The sequence below is a fragment of the Methylobacter sp. genome (genome assembly GCF_036845245.1).
Lineage (GTDB): Bacteria > Pseudomonadota > Gammaproteobacteria > Methylococcales > Methylomonadaceae > Methylobacter_A.
Map to the genome: position 1 here is coordinate 12,225 of NZ_DAIUEH010000024.1, position 14,678 is coordinate 26,902.

Consider the following 14,678-nt stretch of genomic DNA (forward strand, 5'->3'; position numbering starts at 1 on the left):
CGCCCTATATCACATTTCTAAAGCCGCCACCTTGCTTTCCGTAGGAATATCTTTACTGAAATAACTTCGCACGCCATTAAAAATAGCACCGGCTATTTTCGCCTGGTGTGCGGTATTAACTAACTTAAGCTCTTCCGACGGATTGGAGATAAATGCCGTTTCTACCAGAATAGACGGCACATCAGGCGACTTCAACACCAAAAATCCGGCTTTTTGCACTGAGGCGTAATGCAACTCACCGATCTGTTCAAAATTTCTCAACACTTTCCTGGCCACATTCACACTCGCATCTTGCGTAGCGGTCTGCGATAAATCCAGCAATACCGAAGCCAACACATCTTCTTTATCATTAAGGCTGACACCGCCAACCAAGTCCGATGCGTTCTCGCTATCCGCCAACCATCGCGCGGCCTCGCTGGTTGCCCCCTTGTTAGATAAAGTAAACACCGAAGCGCCTTTAACTGTTGAATTCTGAAAAGCATCGGCGTGAATTGAAATAAACAAATCGGCCTTGGCTGCTCGGGCAATTTGCATTCTTTTTCTAAGGTCCACATAATAGTCGCCCTTGCGAACCAAAACAGCCTTCATTCCAGGCTGTTGATTGATTAAATCTGCAAGTTTCTTGGCAATAGCAAGAGTGATCTTTTTTTCCTCGGTACCATTTTGTCCATGAGCACCGGGATCGTCGCCACCGTGTCCAGCATCAACAGCAATAACTATATCTTTGTCTCGTTTGGCAACTTTTGTTGATTCAACCGGACTGGCCGTAACTTTTCTGGTAGCTATTTTTGGGGATTCTTTAACGGATTTTTCTGTATTGGATTTGCTGTCGACCATTTTGGCAGTAGCCGTTTTATCGCCCGTCGTTTTAATCTCCGCCTTCTCTGCAACTTTTGCAGATGTATTCGATCCTTTGTCCAATAATTCGATAACCAAGCGATGACCATGGCTACTCATGGTATTGGTTCTTAATGACATGCTTTGAGGGCTAATATCTCTTTTTAAATCAACTACAATTCTTATATCGGTTTTATTTTTTGCTGCAACACGTACTTGGGAAAACAGCGGGTGAGACGGCGCCGGCTGGCTTAATCCCTGCTTTACGTTGGTGTTGCGCATGTCAATCACTAAGCGCGACGGATTATTCATCAAAAAAACCCGGTGTTCGGGTGAGGATGTCACATCAAACAGCATTTGCGTTTGATCAGGCGTATTCCAATAACGCAATGCACTAATATTGATCTGCTCCGCATAACCGGGTACAGCTAAAAACTGTAATCCAATAATAAACAAGACCTTCCAATAATTTCCCATCGGCGCAACTCACAAAGTGATAATCTGGTTTAGATTATAGCAGTATGTAATTGTTTTTGTAGGGTGGTTTTATAACTATTTTCAACATTTAAGGGGTAATAAGTATTTCTACTGATCGACCGACTCCATCCGTAGCCAAACTGATGATCCTATCCGGTTCGGGTAGAAAGCCTTTGCCCATATCGGGCCACTCGATAAAGCAGATGCAATCCTGGTCGAAATAATCTCTTATGCCTATCCATTCCAGCTCTTCGGGATCCGAAACCCGATATAAATCAAAATGAAATATCTTGCGACCGTCTATCGTATATTCTTCGACCAACGTATAGGTTGGACTTTTAACCGCCCCGGTGTAACCTGCCGCCCTGAGAAATCCTCTGACCAGCGTTGTTTTTCCTGCGCCCAGATCACCGTGCAAGAATATCAGACATTTTGACGGCAACTCTGCCCAAAGCTTCGCACCAAACTGCTCGGTCGCGTCTGTGTCCTTTAAATATGTCTTCATTAATTTACCAATTGTCTAAGATAAGGCATTAAATCACTGGCCAGCAAGCCTCTTTCCCCGTCTTTTTCTACGGCCAAATCCGCCGCCAGACCATGATTATAAACTCCTTGTTGCGCCGCATCCTGCATAGATAAACCCTGGGCCAGCAAACCGGCAATCACACCGCTAAGTACGTCGCCCATACCGCCGGATGCCATGCCTGGATTGCCGGTGTTGGAAACCACAAGCTGACGCCCGGATGCAATCAAAGTCCCTGCACCTTTAAGAACGGCAACTCCGCCATAACCGGCCTGAAGCGATAAGGCAGCCGCAAACCGGTCTTGTTGTATATCAGCAGTAGAACATTTTAATAGCCGTGCCGCTTCGCCGGGATGCGGCGTTAAAATCCAGTCCGGCTTTGTTGTCTGTGCGGAGGCTAAAAGATTCAAACCGTCCGCATCGATTACCATGCGTTTCCCAGCACTTATCACAGCATTAAATAAGGCTTTTGCCCAATCGCTTTGCCCTAATCCAGGCCCTACAACAACAACATCGACTTTTGCCAGCAACGTGATCAACTGTTCCGGAGTTTCCACGCCATGACACATTAACTCGGGCCTGTTCAGGTTCATCAGCCCGGAATGCCCAGCCCGTGTTGCTATAGTGACCAAACCGGCTCCCACGCGCAAAGCCGCCTCGCCTGCCATCCTGACGGCTCCGGAGTAGCCTAGCTCACCGCCTACTATCAGCACATGACCGCAGTTACCTTTATGTGCATCACGGCTACGACGCGGCAACGGCACTTTGACGACTCGTGTCGCACTAGCTTCAAGGCCTTTATACACATCATCAGGCACGCCCAGTTGAGCATAAAAAATCCCGCCGCAATATTCGGCCGCCTGTCCGGTAAACAAGCCTTGCTTCAAGCCGATAAACGTAATCGTACAATCGGCTTTTACCGCGCAACCCATTACGTTGCCGGTATCGGCATTTAAACCGGATGGAATATCCACGGCAATGACCGGGGCCGAATGGGCATTAATGGTCTGTATAGCCTCCGCGTAAAGCCCGGCTACCGGCCTATCCAGCCCGGTACCCAACAACGCGTCAACCAGCACATCGGCATTGATAACCTGCTCGGCCTGAAACGGAATAACAGCGCCGTTGTAATGTCGATATGCCGTCAATGCGTCGCCTTTGAGCTTCTCAGGCTCTGAAACTGTATAAACGCACACGTTTAAACCCGCGTCCATTGCCAGCCCGGCAATAATATAGCCATCGCCTGCATTATTGCCGGAGCCGCAAAACACCGCCACAGACCGGGCATCAGGCCATTGCTTTTTCAGGCGTAAGAAAACCTCATGCCCCGCCCTGCTCATTAACTCAAAACCGGGGATACCGCGTTTTTGAATAGCGATTCGATCCAGTTCCCTGACCTGTCCAGCGCGATAGAGTTTTATTGGTAAATTTTGCATGGTATTGTGATGTCGTTCCTCCTTACTTAATAAACACATTATATCCTGTCATCAGCTATGGACATAAGCAGTCAAAAAATGGCCAGCCTCGCCGTGCAAATTAAACAGTGGGGGCAAGAACTAGGCTTTCAACAAGTCGGCATCACCGACACTGCTTTGCCTGAGGCGGAAACTCATCTGCAAAACTGGTTGGACAATAATTTCCACGGTGAAATGGACTATATGCAGCGCCACGGCCTTAAACGCAGTAGGCCCGAACTATTGCATCCGGGCACTATGCGTATTATTTCGGTGCGCATGGATTACCAGACCGAATCGACCGCTGCAATGAATCAATCTTTGGCTGATCCAACTTCCGCCTATATTTCCCGCTATGCTTTAGGACGCGACTATCACAAACTGATGCGCAACCGCCTGCAAAAACTGGCCGACAAGATTCAATCCGAAACCGGCTCCCTGCTCCCGGACGCCATGCGGGCTTTTGTCGACAGCGCCCCGGTTCTGGAAAAAGCCTTGGCCGAAAAAGCAGGTTTAGGCTGGATAGGCAAGCATTCCAATGTCATTAACCGCAAAGCCGGATCATGGTTTTTTCTGGGCGAGCTGTTCATTAATCTGCCGCTACCCATCGACAACCCTGCCACAGCCCATTGCGGCGACTGCCGCGCCTGCCTGGATATTTGCCCGACCCAGGCCATTATTGCACCTTATCAAGTCGATGCCAGACGTTGCGTATCCTACCTGACTATCGAACTGCACGGCTCGATTCCGGAGAACTTAAGGCCGCTGATCGGCAACCGCATCTATGGCTGCGACGATTGCCAGATCATCTGCCCGTGGAACCGTTTTGCCAAAATAACCGGCGAACAAGATTTCAATCCCAGGCATCGGCTCAATACTCAACAATTACTTGAGGTATTCGCTTGGACTGAAGCGGAATTTCTGGCAAAAACCGAAGGTTCGGCAATACGCAGAATCGGCCATCAGCGCTGGCTCAGGAATATCGCCGTGGCTCTGGGCAATGCGCCTGCCTCGGCGCTTATTATCGATGCTTTAAAGCCTATGCTCGATCATGACTCCGATATGGTTAGGGAGCATGTACGATGGGCTTTGGCTCAACAAAGTGCCGCAACTTGAAATAAAGCCATTTATATGAAATCGAGCTTGCGTTCCCAATATTGCGAAATAATCGGGATTATTTGTATCATCCTTTTAAAGCACACTGATCGGGTATTCAATTATGAAAAAAATATTTTTTATTCTATTGATCCTACTCACTGCGTCAGCCCAAGCTGAGGTTTTCAAATGCCAGCTTAAATCGGGTAAAACGGTTTACCAATCTACGCCATGCGAATCCGCTGTAAAACAGAAAAAAATTGAGATTCAGAAAGTTGATCCGCGCAAAGTTGCCGAAGAAGCCGCAAAGCTAAAGGCCTGGGAGGAAGATTTTGCAAAACGGGAAGCGGAAAGAGCCGAGACCGAAAAAGAACTTCAAGCCGAACAGGACAGAAAAGCGTCTATCGAGGCGTTGCAAAGAAGCGCGGAATATCAACAACAGCAAGCCTATGAAGCAAAGCGGCAGGCAGATGCACTGGAACGGCAAAATATGTCGGGACCATTGCAATATCAGTTTCCTTCCTATTACCCGACTTATCAATCGGTTCCTGCTTTCCCTCTTTTTCAATCATTCCCTGCTTATCCGCCGGTAGTGCCTCATCAGCATAATTTTAAGGATAGAACCCAACAACCGAAATGAAATCCGGTAAAGATCGAGCTGACGACAATGACCGTAAAAAATTTATTTTTAAATTGAGATAGGTCGCCGAAAGATATCATCCTGATACCAAAATCATTAAGATGGAGCCCTCTCTGTAGATTACCCTAAATGAACTACAATAGGCGCAACATAAACCACCCAGCAGTGACCGGAAACGATGGAAGCTAATACAAAAACAATAAAATCTTTGGCTGTACTGTGCAGCGGCGGCGATAGTCCGGGCATGAACTCGGCGGTACGATCGGTAGTCAGAACGGCTATAGGCCTCGGCATTGACGTTTACGGTATTTATAAAGGTTATTCAGGCTTGCTTGAGGGCAATATCCATAAGCTCAGCCTGTCGTCGGTCGGCAATATCATCCAGCGCGGCGGAACCATTCTCGACACATCGCGTTGCCTTGAGTTTCATACCCCTGAAATCAGGCAGGAGGCCGCACATATTCTAGCCAGGAAACATATTGAAGGCTTGGTTGTGATAGGCGGCAACGGTTCTTTCGCCGGTGCGATGACGCTGCATCAGGAACACGGCATTCCGGTAATCGGCATTCCCGGCACCATTGATAACGATATTTCCGGCACCGAATACACGATCGGTTTCAATACCGCAGTACAGACCGCCGTCAACGCGGTAGACAACATCAGGGATACCGCTTCGGCGCATGCGCGAACTTTCCTGGTCGAAGTCATGGGCCGCAAATCGTCTTTCATTGCCCTGCAAGTCGGCGTATGCACCGGCGCAGAGCATGTTGTCCTGTCAAACCAGACCGTTGATTACGAAAAAATCGTCAACGGTATCAACAAAGGCACGGAGCGGGGTAAAACATCATCGATTATTATCGTCGCCGAAGGCGAAAAAGCCGGTTTATCCTACGAAATTAAAGACACGCTTATGAAGCAATACAACCTTAGCGTCCACGCCTGCATTTTGGGACATATCCAACGCGGCGGCAGCCCTACCGCAACGGATCGCCTGATTGCTTCGAATATGGGTTATGCCGCGGTACGAGGCCTTCATCAAGGATTACGGGCTCATGTGACTGCTTTTAATAAAGGCGAAATTGAAATGGTTCCCTTGTCTGCATGTTTGGAAGGAAAAAATGAGTCTAATGATGCGCAGCTTGAATTAATCCGGGCTCTGGCTATCTAGCGATTTCAAGATGAAAGCGCAACTAGGCCAAAAAGCCCCGTTATTATCCGTTTCCGACTGGGTTCAAGGAGCTGAGTCAAATTTCGACCGCTTATTAGGCCAAGTTGTGCTGGTCGAGGTATTTCAGGTAAATTGCCCGGGCTGTTTTTTATACGCTTTGCCTCAAGCGGTAGATTTATTTCGCAAGTACTCAGAAAACGGCTTGGCGATATTGGGCGTCGCCACTGCGTTTGAGGATTTTGATAAAAACAATCTGGAAAATCTAACCCGTCTGGTTGAAAACGGCGAAGTGGTAGGCGAAACGCTACGTGTGTTAAGTCAACAAGGCCGGCTAAACGCAGGCCGCCTGCCCTATCCCATTCCGTTCCCTCTGGCGATGGACCGTTTAAACAAACGCCGACATGAAGTGAGCGATGACGTTATCGCAAGCTTTATCAAAGACCGCATCCCAAATTTCGAACAGCGGCCGGAAGCCGATCAACAACAGATCAGGCAGCAAGTGCAGCATTATTTTCAGTCGCTTGATTATCACGCAGAAACATTTGAACGTTTCGAGTTAAAAGGCACACCCTCGCATATCCTGGTGGATAAGCAAGGCATACTCAGGGATTGCGCATTTGGCGCTTATCCCGATTTAGAAATGCGGATATTGGGGTTATTACAGGAATAAATGCGCAGTTTAAAACGGGACCCTGGCGATGACAAAACAAACCTGAGCCAGGATTTGATAAAACAATCAATAAGGACAATAAAATGCCAATCCATGTCAACATACCCGAACTATCGAGCCGCAAGACAAAAATCATTGCCACGCTAGGCCCGGCTTCAGATACGCCCGAAGTTATCTATAAACTTATTAAGGCCGGCGTGAATGTTTTCAGGCTGAACATGTCCCATGGCGAACATCAAAGCCACCGCGAGTTGTACCGGATAATCAGGAAATCGGCTGAAGCATTGCATCAGCACATTACTATTTTTGCCGATCTGTGCGGCCCCAAAATCAGGACCGGACGATTTAAAAACGGCTCCATTATCATTAAAACCGGCGACCAAGTGATAGTAACGACCCGGAATATTGTTGGCGAACAAAACCTTATCCCATGCCAATATCCCGGCTTGGCTGATGACGTTATAGCCGGAGACCGCATCCTGCTGGACGATGGAAGATTCGAGCTCAAAGTTATTGAAAAAGCAGATCAAGACATTACCTGCAAAGTCATTTACGGCGGCGAGTTAAAAAACAACAAAGGCATCAACTTACCCGGCGTCAATATATCCAGCCCTTCATTAACCGACAAAGACCGGGCAGACGCCCTGTTTGCATTGGATTTGGGTGTCGATTACCTGGCGCTGTCATTCGTAAGAAAAGCCGAAGACATTACCGACCTGCGCCAATTAATTACCTCCAACGGCTACGACACGCACATCATTGCCAAAATTGAAAAGCCGGAAGCCTTGATTAACGGTCAGGAAATTATTAACGCCTCCGATGCGATCATGATTGCCCGAGGCGATCTGGGTGTAGAACTGAACCCGGAAGATGTGCCGATTGCCCAGCACCAGCTCATTAAAAGCGCCAGGGCATTGAATAAGCCGGTCATCGTCGCCACTCAAATGCTCGAATCGATGATAGAAAACTCCAGGCCCACGCGCGCCGAAGTAACCGATGTTTCCAACGCGGTTTATTGTTCTACCGACGCGGTGATGTTGTCCGGCGAAACGGCAGCCGGGCATTTTCCGGTCGAAGCGGTTGAAATGATGTCCCGAGTCATCAAACAAACCGAGGCATTCATGAGAGAACAGGATGTTTTCGGTAAATTGGCGCACCGGGATAATCAACAAAAACCGCTGCCCTTCGGTGACGCAGTTGCCGATGCGACCGCCCAGCTTTGTTTTGACCTGAATGCAAAAGCAATCGTCAGCCTTACCAGCGGCGGAATGTCGGTGGCTACTTTGAGTTCTGCAAGACCCGCTGCGCCGTTGATAGCCATCAGCGCCAACAAATGGGTTTGTCAGCGAATGAATTTGTATTGGGGCGTTATACCGATACATGCAGAAGATGCCGGTCATGCCCATCCCAATAAACTGGCCCGTCATCATGCAATTGAAACAAAGCTGGCAAATGAGGGCGATAACGTCATTGTTGTCCGGGGATTTCATCAGGACGACCAGCTGAACTCACCGACCATCACTATGCTGACGCTTTAATTGATATTTTCATCTAGCCGCGCCGGAGATGCTCCTTGCCATTTTACGGACTATGTATAAACAATCCTGGTAAAAATCCGGCATTAATATTCTTTTCAGATTGCCTCAAATCCATTCGTCCTTAGCAAAAAACAATCTCATCAATAAGCGACTCAAGGCTTATCTCTGATGCAGAGTTCCATGAAGAACTTGTTCTCAAGCGACTGGATTTTTATTGACTCCAAAATATCCAAATGTAATATTGTCTATATGTATAAGTTGTGAGGATTAAGGGTTTGAACCCATTTTTTTGACGGAGGACATGGATCATGAGCAAATCGACAGGAACTTTAACGATCGTAGTTATTCTCGTCTTTATAATCGCATGCGTATTTTTTATCTGGTTTGTCCGGAATAAAAACGTAAATGCATTAAACGAAAATACATTATATGTTGCCAATAATGGTATAGACAGCAACACCTGTGGCGATCGAAACAGTCCTTGTCGCTCGATCAGTCAAGCAATTGCTCGCGCCAACGCCGGCTATACAATCGAGGTAGGACCCGGACGCTATGGCGACCTGAACAAAAACAATATATTGGGAGAGCCCGGCGAAGAGTTCACACAAGGCTTCAGTATGATCAATGTAGACAAACCTGTGACGATTATCTCAAGCGACGGGCCTCTTATGACAGTGCTGGACGCGAATAACTCCAGCCTGATGGCGGTATCCGTCTCGGCTAGCAACGTCATATTCGGCCAGCCGAAGCACGGATTCTTGATTATCGGGGCAAAGACCAATGGACTGAGTACCGGTATCGCCACCGTATCGAATATAACCGTGGCAGGCAACATTGCCCTTGCCAACGGACAGGGCGGTCTCGTTGTCAACGGCAGCGCCAGTCTGATTCAGGATAACTTCGTCAGCGGAAACCTGGCCGCCGGGATTGCCGTGTTCGGGAATGGTAACGAAGTCAGTAATAATGTGGCTAACAGTAACGGCTCTCAAGGCTTCGTTATAGTCGGAACCAAACACCTTATACGCGACAACGTAGCCGGCAATAACGCCACCGGTTTTGGTATTCAAGGCACGGATATCAAACTCTTACAAAATGCCGCGCTTGGCAATAAATTCTTTGGAATTAGTGTCGATATCGCAGGAGCCAGCGCCACCATCAGCAATAACAATATCTACGGCAATAATAGCGTTCCGCTTAATGGCGTGACCAATTGCGGCATTCAAAACGCTTCGGGAAACACGATCGTGGCTAATGACAACTTTTGGGGCATGCCTAGCGGTCCCGGCGCTGATCCTGCCGACAATGCCGGTAAGGACAGTGGCTGTGATACTCAAGGAAGCGACACAACCGTTATACCGTTTGCCAAAAAAACTTTTTCAATATCCGGCAATCAATAGCAGAGCCGGCGCAATTACTTAAAGCGATAACCCCGCCAACCATAATAAGCGATATAGCAATAACAAAGAACCGGGATAAAAAAAGCCTGTTGAATGCCTATCCTGTCGGCGAACAGTCCCTGCACAACCGGCAGGATAGCGCCCCCGACTATGGCGGCGCACAATATCCCCGAACCTTGCCCCGTGTGCTTGCCCAAGCCGCTAACCGCCAGTGAAAAGATGGTTGGGAACATAATCGAATTAAACAGCCCGACCGCAAGAATCGTCCACATTGCAACATGACCGCTGCCGATCATAGTCATTAAAACCAACACAGCCGCCGTTACCGCGTTAAAAGTAAGCACCTTACCGGGCCGGATTTTTTGCATGACTGCCGCGCCGATAAAGCGCCCGATCATAGCGCCGCCCCAATAAAACGATACATATTTTCCGGCATCTTGTTCCGCCAATCCGGCAATCGAAGGCTCACCCAGAAAATTGATCAGAAAACTGCCTATCGATACTTCACCGCCGACATAAACAAAAATACCGATAGCGCCTAATACCAAGTGTTTATAACCCCAGGCGCTATCATATACATCGTCTTCAACACCTTGAACCTGGGCTTTTTCAACTTCAATTTTTGGCAATTTGATCAGGGCAAAAATGACCGCAATAAAAAATAAAACCGCAGCCAGCAACAAATAAGGATTCTGCACGGCTGCGGCTTGCGCCGCTTGGTATGCTGATAATTCATCGGCATTGAGCAGCTTAATTTCATCCGCCGTTTTAACAGCAGCTGCAAGGATAAATAACGCGCCCAAATAAGGGGCGATAGTCGTGCCCAGCGAATTGAACGCCTGAGTCATGGTCAATCGACTGGAAGCGGTTTCCGGATTGCCCAAAATAGTGACATACGGATTTGCGGCAACCTGCAATAGAGTAATACCTGAAGCCAGCACAAAAAATGCCGCCAGAAATAAAGGATAAGAATGCAAACTTGCGGCCGGGTAAAACAGCAAGCAACCAATGCCTGCAATGGCTAATCCGGCAACGATGCCGCCTTTGTAATCTATTTTTTCAACCAGATATCCGCTGGGAATCGAAACGACAAAATACGCGGTAAAAAAGCAGAACTGGATCAACATTGCTTCCGCGTAATTCAGCGTAAACACCGATTTCAAATGCGGGATTAAAATATCGTTTAAAGAGGTTATAAAACCCCAGATAAAAAACAGAGAAGTTAATATCGTTAACGAGCCGAGATAAGGATTCTTATCGGAACTATTTGTCGAGCCGGTTACATTGATCATAAATTTATCGGCATGTCAGTTTGAAAAATTAAAAGATTATTACCACGAAGACACGAAGAGCACGAAGAAATAAAACTTCGTGCTCTTCGTGTCTTCGTGGTGAAAAAGGCTTTCAATCGTCTGTTTATGTTGTTATTTCGCCACCGTAAAACCGACTATTTCATTGCCGACCATCACCTTAAAATCTCCCGGCTCTACAATCCGCTTAAGATCAACGCCAATAAACGACAAATCCTGCGGCGTTAAAGTAAAGTTTAAGCTCTCGGTTTGCCCCGGATTCAGCTCGACTTTTTTAAAGGCTTTAAGTTGCTTGTTGGGACGCGTCACCGAAGCCGCCACATCATTGATATAAAGCAACACAGATTCCTTGCCTTTTAACGAGCCGGTATTTTTAACATTAACGCTGACATTGATATTTTCGTCCATCTTGATTTTATCTTTTTCCACCTTCAAGCCGCCGGTTTCAAACGTGGTATAGCTCAAACCATGACCAAACGGATAAAGCGGGTTGTACATATTCAGTTCAAACGACTCCATAGGTTTGTAATCATACGGAGTAATACCGTTGGTATTTCTGGGATAGGAAATGGGCAGTTTACCGTTGGGGTTATAATCGCCGTACAAAATATCGGCAACAGCCTCGCCGCCTTCCATACCCGGCAAAAAGCCCAAAATAACGCCGGAAGCCCGTTCTGCAATTGACGTGATAATTCGCGGACGGCCGCCGAAGGTCAGTAAAACTACCGGTTTCCCGGTTGCAATCGCGGCATTGGCAAGATCGACTTGGGCCTGATCGAGATTTAACGACTCAATATTGCCGATAGTTTCGGTATAAGGATGCTCGCCCAGGCTGAGCAAAATAACGTCGTGGTCTTTAGCCTCATCGACGACTTTTTGAATATCGATTGGGGTAAAAAAAGAATTTCCTCCGACATAAGTCACCTTGCCGGTGGCTTTTTGCTGTATGGCTTCAAGAACCGTTAGTTTTTCCTGCGGATATAAGTTTTCCGCTAAACCTTGCCAGGTAATCGTCCAGCCGCCATTCATTACGCTCAACAAATTCGCGGTAGGCCCGGTCACCAAAATATTGGCGTCTTTTTTTAGCGGCAGGATGTTGCGGTCGTTTTTGGCAAGAACAATCGACTCCCGGGCCGCTTGGCGATTGGTTTCTATCGCTTCCGCAGTAGCAAAATTGCCTTCTACAGCAGGCAGCGGTTTAGGATCGAATAATCCGGCCTGATACTTGACCGTTAAAATCCTGGTCACCGCTTCATTGATCCGTGATAACGGCACTTCGCCGGATTTGACCAAGTCGATCAATAAGTCATAAAAAGAAAAATCGAACGGCACCATGCTCATGTCGATACCGGCCATCACCGCAATTTTTACCGCTTCTTTGGGTGAGGCGGCCATCTTGTCGCGGGTATAAAGACGTTTGATGTCTTCCCAGTCGGATACGGTAAAGCCTTTAAAACCCAGTTCGCCGCGTAAAATAGTGGTCAGGTAGTAATGGTTGGCGTGTCCGGGAATCCCGTCAACTTCCGCCGAATTGACCATCACGGTCGGCGATCCGGCTTTTATGCCAGCTTCGAATGTCGGCAGGAAATATTCGCGCAGCATTCTTTCGCCAATCCAGGCCGGTGTCCGGTCTTTGCCGTTAAGGGGATAACTGTAACCGACATAATGTTTCAAACATGTCGGCAGTTTATCGGCAGCGGAAAAATCATCGCCCTGATGGCCTTTAATATAAGACGTACCCATGACCGTCGCCAAATGCACATCTTCGCCGAAAGTTTCCCATAAGCGTGACCAGAGCGGCTGACGGCCGATATCCATTACCGTGGAAAAATTCCATTGCAGACCGGAAGCGCGCACTTCCCTTGCGGTGATTTCACCTTCCTTGAAAGCCAGCTCCGGATTGAACGTTGCCGCCATGTTAATGGCCTGCGGAAACAACACCGAGTTTTGCGTGTAAGTTGCGCCATGAATCGCATCAATCCCGTACATGACAGGGATTTTCAAGCGGGTTCTTGCCGCCGCATCCTGCACGGTGCTCGTCAATTTGCGCCATGTTTCAATCGATTGCGCCTTGTTTTCCGGCGTAAAAGGCGTGTTAAGGATAGAGCCCACATGATGATTTAATATCGCATCTTCGAGCTTGGCCTGATCGATTTGTCCCTCAGCGTTTTGCTCTTTCGGAATACCGATAACCGTAAAATCAACCTGCGTCATTTGCCCTATTTTTTCTTCAAGCCTCATTTTGGACAGCAGATTTTTGACTTTATTTTCTATTGCTTTGCTAGTTTCTTGTGCACTCACAGAACGCTCCGCCATGAAAGATAAGATAATAATTAAAATGATATGTTTTGCTCGCAACTTAATATCCCGTATGTTGGTTGTTTAAGACTCATGGTTCGTCAGGCACAGCCGAAAGGTAGCCACGAACGGTATTGAATTTAAACCTGGCTGTATTTTAAGCTGCACCCGAGCTTTTCCATAAAAAACATTATCGATCAGGTTTCCTGTAGCTTGCTATCTTCAAATTGTAGATCTGGAAATATAGCGATGATCACTGATTGCCTCAAGGTGAGTTCATCCATGTCTACGAATTAATCATTTGACATATAGACCTTTGCAGCGTAATTTTTTGACTAGGAAGTGGAGTTGAAAATTTTCATTCATTAACAAGGCCTTTAAGGAGGAACTGTGAGCTTTACAAAATTAATCGTATTAATGGTGATTTATAGCGCGGGCTTGCTGGCTCCTGCAATGGCGGTTGCAGATACTGATTCGGCTGATTTTCAGGCGGATAAAGATCGCCAAATAGCCAATGTTGTGGAAAAGGTGCAAATTGCTCAGAAACATCTAAGTTGTTTGCAAGCCGCTCAAGATCATGCGGCTTTAAAAACTTGTGATGAGGCCTTTAAACAAGAACAGGATGATTCAGATACAAAAGTAAAAGCACAGACCGCAGATAAAAAAACGCAAAAAGGTGTAAAAAAATAAGGACTAGCGGCAACGTCCTCAGTGACTAAAGTTCCGCTGACTCCCGTTATCTCTAAACCATCTAAAACACCAGTCGTTCACACGGCTGGTGTTTTATAGCTTTACCGCTAAGCAGTGTACATAGACTTACCGTCATTAAGCCGCAGCCACCCTTTAACAATACGGTAGATAATCCAGATACCGTTAGCTGCAAGTATCAACCAGCCGATCATGAATACCATCGTGATTGTTCCCAGCATGCCCCACAGCACTCCGAACCAGAACGTCCTGATTTGCCAACGAAAATGACTTTCCAGAAAGGTTCCGGCCACATCATCCTGTTTGACATAGTTCATCACAATAGCAACGATGGCGGTGACACCGACAAAATAAGACGCGGCATATAGCGCGTAAATAACTGTGGTCAGGGTTATGGCTGATTTTTCAGTTTCTGTGGTTGCTATGTTATTCATCAATGTTCTCTCTTTTAAAATTATTATTTATCGTTCATGCTTCGGAATAGAGACGATATATTGTACTGGTTCCCAATCTCCAGATTGGAAGCCGCGAAGGCGAAGCTCTTGCTTCTCAAACCATATTCC

Annotated in this window: 13 protein-coding genes; 7 read left to right on the forward strand and 6 right to left on the reverse strand. The window is 47.2% G+C overall.

The features are described 5' to 3' along the window. Positions 1-9: 9 nt before the first annotated feature. The 3 genes from V7051_RS11900 to V7051_RS11910 all read right to left on the reverse strand — a co-directional run bounded on the left by V7051_RS11900 (position 10) and on the right by V7051_RS11910 (position 3,273). Positions 10-1,314, reverse strand: coding sequence for an N-acetylmuramoyl-L-alanine amidase (locus tag V7051_RS11900; RefSeq protein ID WP_333875184.1), 1,305 nt, complete (start codon positions 1,312-1,314; stop codon positions 10-12). Positions 1,315-1,402: 88 nt separating this feature from the next. After that, entirely contained in the window at positions 1,403-1,819 is a 417-nt protein-coding gene (gene tsaE, locus V7051_RS11905) for a tRNA (adenosine(37)-N6)-threonylcarbamoyltransferase complex ATPase subunit type 1 TsaE (protein ID WP_333875185.1), read from the reverse strand. Beyond that, positions 1,819-3,273 carry an NAD(P)H-hydrate dehydratase gene (locus V7051_RS11910; RefSeq protein WP_333875186.1) on the reverse strand — a complete coding sequence of 485 codons (1,455 nt, stop codon included), beginning with the start codon at positions 3,271-3,273 and terminating at the stop codon, positions 1,819-1,821. Before V7051_RS11910 ends, tsaE begins: the two co-directional genes overlap by 1 nt. A 78-nt stretch (positions 3,274-3,351) precedes the next feature. Here V7051_RS11910 and queG point away from each other — a divergent pair, with 78 nt between their 5' ends. The 6 genes from queG to V7051_RS11940 all read left to right on the forward strand — a co-directional run bounded on the left by queG (position 3,352) and on the right by V7051_RS11940 (position 9,799). Then, a complete protein-coding gene (gene queG, locus V7051_RS11915; protein ID WP_442919654.1) occupies positions 3,352-4,407 on the forward strand; it encodes a tRNA epoxyqueuosine(34) reductase QueG in 1,056 nt (351 codons plus the stop codon). 103 nt (positions 4,408-4,510) lie between these two features. Then, positions 4,511-5,026 carry a DUF4124 domain-containing protein gene (locus V7051_RS11920; protein WP_333875188.1) on the forward strand — a complete coding sequence of 172 codons (516 nt, stop codon included), beginning with the start codon at positions 4,511-4,513 and terminating at the stop codon, positions 5,024-5,026. A gap of 178 nt (positions 5,027-5,204) precedes the next feature. Continuing rightward, positions 5,205-6,194 (forward strand): 6-phosphofructokinase, encoded by a 990-nt coding sequence (gene pfkA, locus V7051_RS11925; protein ID WP_333875189.1) that lies wholly within the window; start codon positions 5,205-5,207, stop codon positions 6,192-6,194. A 10-nt stretch (positions 6,195-6,204) separates the two neighbouring features. Beyond that, entirely contained in the window at positions 6,205-6,864 is a 660-nt protein-coding gene (locus V7051_RS11930) for a TlpA family protein disulfide reductase (RefSeq protein WP_333875190.1), read from the forward strand. A gap of 83 nt (positions 6,865-6,947) precedes the next feature. Next, positions 6,948-8,402 carry a pyruvate kinase gene (gene pyk, locus V7051_RS11935; RefSeq protein ID WP_333875191.1) on the forward strand — a complete coding sequence of 485 codons (1,455 nt, stop codon included), beginning with the start codon at positions 6,948-6,950 and terminating at the stop codon, positions 8,400-8,402. A 308-nt stretch (positions 8,403-8,710) separates the two neighbouring features. Then, on the forward strand, positions 8,711-9,799 hold the full coding sequence (locus tag V7051_RS11940) for a right-handed parallel beta-helix repeat-containing protein (protein WP_333875192.1): 1,089 nt from the start codon (positions 8,711-8,713) through the stop codon (positions 9,797-9,799). A 14-nt stretch (positions 9,800-9,813) separates the two neighbouring features. Here V7051_RS11940 and fucP read toward each other — a convergent pair whose 3' ends face one another. Continuing rightward, positions 9,814-11,091, reverse strand: coding sequence for an L-fucose:H+ symporter permease (gene fucP, locus V7051_RS11945; protein WP_333875193.1), 1,278 nt, complete (start codon positions 11,089-11,091; stop codon positions 9,814-9,816). A 132-nt stretch (positions 11,092-11,223) separates the two neighbouring features. Beyond that, positions 11,224-13,410: a glycoside hydrolase family 3 N-terminal domain-containing protein gene (locus V7051_RS11950; protein WP_333875194.1), complete on the reverse strand. Its 2,187-nt coding sequence runs from the start codon at positions 13,408-13,410 to the stop codon at positions 11,224-11,226. 387 nt (positions 13,411-13,797) lie between these two features. Here V7051_RS11950 and V7051_RS11955 point away from each other — a divergent pair, with 387 nt between their 5' ends. Next, complete coding sequence (locus V7051_RS11955; RefSeq protein ID WP_333875195.1) at positions 13,798-14,097, forward strand: hypothetical protein; 300 nt, start codon at positions 13,798-13,800, stop codon at positions 14,095-14,097. A gap of 107 nt (positions 14,098-14,204) precedes the next feature. Here V7051_RS11955 and V7051_RS11960 read toward each other — a convergent pair whose 3' ends face one another. Next, the gene (locus tag V7051_RS11960; protein WP_333875196.1) at positions 14,205-14,549 is read right to left on the reverse strand and encodes a DUF4870 family protein; all 345 of its coding nucleotides are present in this window, start codon (positions 14,547-14,549) and stop codon (positions 14,205-14,207) included. Positions 14,550-14,678 lie beyond the last annotated feature (129 nt).